Source organism: Bacillus sp. LL01, assembly GCF_001037965.1.
The window spans coordinates 1-3,027 of the sequence record NZ_LFEL01000286.1 but is presented as its reverse complement, the minus strand read 5'-3'; the positions used below and the strand labels follow the sequence as shown (position 1 = coordinate 3,027).

The 3,027-nt window shown below is 37.2% G+C and carries 3 protein-coding genes and 1 pseudogene; all 4 read left to right on the top strand.

Going from position 1 to position 3,027, the window contains the following annotated elements:
* On the top strand, positions 1-589 hold a 589-nt coding region (locus AB685_RS29550), incomplete at its 5' end, for a TRAP transporter large permease subunit (RefSeq protein WP_047974185.1).
* 28 nt (positions 590-617) lie between these two features.
* Positions 618-1,085 (top strand): PPC domain-containing DNA-binding protein, encoded by a 468-nt coding sequence (locus AB685_RS29545; protein WP_053074006.1) that lies wholly within the window; start codon positions 618-620, stop codon positions 1,083-1,085.
* Positions 1,086-1,118: 33 nt separating this feature from the next.
* Complete coding sequence (locus tag AB685_RS29540) at positions 1,119-2,600, top strand: AMP-binding protein (protein ID WP_047974184.1); 1,482 nt, start codon at positions 1,119-1,121, stop codon at positions 2,598-2,600.
* Positions 2,601-2,669: 69 nt separating this feature from the next.
* Positions 2,670-3,027: pseudogene (locus AB685_RS29535) on the top strand (bile acid:sodium symporter family protein); the annotation flags it as partial.

Below are 3,027 nucleotides of genomic sequence, written 5' to 3'. Positions count from 1 at the left end.
TGGGGGGATTTTTACTCCTACTGAGGCAGCAGCAGTAGCAGTATTTTATGCATTATTTGTAGGCTTAGTGCTTTACCGAGACTTAAAGCTACATCACCTTCCAAAAATCTTAATAGATGCCTCTGTTCAAACGGCTGTAGTCATGCTTATTGTAGGAGCTGCATCCATTTTTTCATACATTATTACAACCCAAAGAATTGCGATTACTATTTCTGATTTAATGTTATCCATAACAGAGAACAAGGTCCTCATCCTGCTTATGGTAACCGTGATTTTACTCATCATTGGTGCTTTTATTGACGCCATTTCAGCTTTTTATCTGCTTGTTCCAATTTTATTACCAATCATGCTCCAAATTGGAGTAGATCCAACCACATTTGGAGTGTTTATGACGGTTAACCTTGCCATCGGTTTATTTACTCCTCCGGTAGGTTTGAATCTATATGTAGCAAGTGGTATATCAAAATTGCCATTAAAAGATGTCACTAGGGGTATTATACCGTTCTTGATTGCTTCAATTATTGTATTATTACTCATTACCTTTATCCCAGCTTTATCTAATTGGTTGCCTGACCTTTTAGGTATGTAAAAATAAGATGATTATTTGGGGGGATTTGATGTCACGTGTGGATCACTCATTTATTGTGCAAGAAAATAAGATGATTTTTGGTTCATTGACAGCAGGTACAGACCTAATAGAAGGAATTCTTGAAGAGTGTCGAAAGCACAACGTTTCTTCAGGAATGGTGACATGTATCGGTTCACTAAAGAAAGTAGGCTATGTATTGTTCCAAACAAAAGACGGCGTTCCTAGTGGATACGGAAAAGACATCCATATTTCTCAGCCTGTTGAATTGATTCAATGTACAGGATTTATCTGTGTAGATGATCAACAGAAATTAGACTTGCATTTGCATGGTCTTGTTGTTGAAGAGAACGGGAAAATTAGTGGAGGCCATTTTTTAAGAGGGAAAAACCCGACACTCATTACTGTAGAATTTTCAATCATTTATGGCGGTGATATTAAAGCAGTTAGAACGTTTGATGAAAACTTGAAATTTAAAGTGATTAATTACTCTAATTAATAAATCAACTAATTATATGAGAGGAGAGGGAGTATGCAAACATTAGGTAATATTGCTAAAAAAACGTTGGTTCAATGCGGTTCTAAAGTGGCGGTGAAAGACTCAAGGGGAGAGATGACTTTCTCTGAATTAAGAGAAGCTTCTTGCAAACTTGCCCATGCTTTACTAAATACGGGGCTGAAAAAAGGAGATCGCGTCGCTATTTTAATGTCGAATAGAAAAGAGCATATTGAACTAGACTTAGCAATCGCTTTCACCGGTTTAATTAAAGTTCCCGTAAACTATCGCTTACATCCTAGTGAGTTAACCTACATTGTTGAAAACTCTGGTGCCAGCTTATTAATAGGTGAAGAAGCGTTAATTAATAGCGTCCCTCTAGCAATTAAAAAGATTGATATTGATACGGAGTACCACTCGTTTATCGCAAAGTTTCCTACCGCTTTTCCAGAAGTGGAGGTAGAAGAGGATGATTTATTTACCCTCATGTATACTTCCGGTACAACGGGAAAGCCAAAAGGCGGTATGTTAAGCCATCGGAATATGGTTGCTAGTGCATTATCATTAAATATGGCCTGTCAAATTACGTATGAAGATATCATAGGGCACGTAGCACCTTTAACCCATGGCAGTAACTTCTTGTCACAATGTGCATTATTCTTTGGTTTAAAACAAGTAATATTTAATAAATTTGATCCTAAGGAATTTATTGAGGGCTTAGAAAAAGAGAAGATATCGGTTATTTTTCTAGTCCCAACATTAGTGAATTTAATGATTCATGATGAGCTTTTTGACCCTGAAAAGTTGAGGTATATAAAATCTATTAATATGGCAGGGTCTCCAATTGCTGTTGAGAAATTAAATAAAGCTTTATCCTTATTAGGACCAAAGTTAGCGGAAACATACGGGCTAGTTGAAGCACCGATGACCATAACCATGATGCCCAAAGAAGAACTAGGCTCTAAACCAGATTCTTGTGGTGCTATTGGACCTTTTGTGGATGTAAGATTAGTTCAGTCTAATGGAGAAGAAGTTGCGCTAGGTGAGATTGGTGAAGTGACTTGCCGAGGTCCGTTAGTCACGAAGGGGTATTGGAATAATGAAGAGGCAACCCAAAATGCATTTAAAGATGGTTGGTTTTATACAGGTGATTTAGGCTGGATGGATGAAAACGGATATTTAAGACTAGTAGATCGAGCGAAAGATATGATTATTACTGGAGGATTGAATGTCTATCCGAGAGAAGTGGAAGAAGTTCTCAATCAACACCCTAATGTCAAGGAAACATGCGTATTCGGTGTTCAAGATGAGAAATGGGGAGAGTCCATTTGGGCCCATGTAGTGCTSAGTGATCCTACTAGTACAGTAAGCGAGGAAGACTTAATTGAGTTGTGCAAGATGAACTTGGCGGGTTATAAAAAACCAAAAACAATAGAGTTTGTTCCTACCTTACCCAAAAATAGCTATGGAAAAATTATGAGGAAGACATTGAGAGATCAGTACAAAGTAACGACTTAATATGTTATTAAAGGAACTTAGGGTTGAAAAAAAATAGAGGAAGGAGAGAGTTTTATTAACACAATTCAAATGATTTTCTCAAAACATTTACCCCTTTTAATCGTTGTTGTGGCTGTGTTTACTTTCTTCTTCCCCTATTATATGGATGTGGCAAATTGGGTACCAAGCTTTTTACTCGCAATTGTCATCTTCTTTACAGGGCTATCTATGAAAGTAGATGCTATAAAATCAATGAAATCAAACTATTATCCATTACTGTTGGCGACTGTATTTAAATGGACATTTACCGTGTTAATCTCTGTTTTCCTTGCATATGCTATTTTTTCTTCGCGCCCTGAAATTGCTGCAGGTGTTATTTTGTCCGGCACGGTACCGAATGCAACAGCTGCTACATTATATACGTTTATAGCTGGTGGGAATGCTTCTT